Here is a 398-nt window from a genome sequence, read left to right as displayed (position 1 = left end):
GCCCCGACGCACGGAGGAGCGCGTCCGCAGGAGGCCGCCGGCCCGGCGGGCACTCGGGCCCGCGCGGCCGTGGGGCTGCTCGTCCGCCGAGCTGCCCGCCCGGCGGACTACTTGACGCCGAACGCCTTCTTGAGCGGGTCGAACGCGAAGTAGGCGCTGAAGAAGACGGCCATGCTCAGGTCAACACTTCTGCCGTGGATGGATCGCCGCGGACATGGCGGGGAAGCGGCGGGAGGAGTGGACGACGGCCGCCCGCCGTCCGCACCTCCCCCCGCGGGCCCTGGGGCTAAAGCCCGCCCGTCACCCGCAGCACCGCGCCCGTGGTGTACGACGCCTCGGGGGAGAGCAGCCACGCCCCCCCCCCCGCCACCTCCTCCCGCAGCCCGCGGCGCCCCCAC

General features: G+C 76.4%; 1 pseudogene. It reads right to left on the bottom strand.

Annotation, left to right across the window (positions count from 1 at the left end):
• Positions 1–286: 286 nt before the first annotated feature.
• A pseudogene (locus tag AC13HU_RS38305) lies at positions 287–398 on the bottom strand (oxidoreductase); the annotation flags it as partial.

The organism is Streptomyces sp. NH27, assembly GCF_056859195.1.
Note: the sequence above shows the minus strand (reverse complement) of the source record. Positions and strands in the feature narration are given on the sequence as shown.